The organism is Paenibacillus popilliae ATCC 14706, assembly GCF_000315235.1.
GTDB lineage: Bacteria > Bacillota > Bacilli > Paenibacillales > Paenibacillaceae > Paenibacillus_B > Paenibacillus_B popilliae.
Genome location: NZ_BALG01000402.1, coordinates 1 through 230, shown reverse-complemented (window position 1 = coordinate 230; position 230 = coordinate 1). Strand labels below are relative to the sequence as shown.

At 53.0% G+C, this 230-nt stretch carries 1 pseudogene; it reads left to right on the top strand.

The features are described 5' to 3' along the window. Nucleotides 1-230: pseudogene (locus PPOP_RS21240) on the top strand (IS630-like element ISCARN21 family transposase); the annotation flags it as partial.

Below are 230 nucleotides of genomic sequence, written 5' to 3'. Positions count from 1 at the left end.
AGAAATAAAACCGCTCTGCGACGTTTATTTGTCCTACGACGAGAAACCTGGCATTCAGGCGATCGGCAATACCGCCGAGGATTTGCCTCCCGTCACCGGGGAACATTCCACCATAGGTCGTGACTCTGAGTACAACCGGCATGGAACACTGAGCCTGCTGGCAGGCATTGATTTAGTCACCGGCGAAGTGATCGGTTCGATCGAAGAACGTCATCGCAGTCGTGAATTCG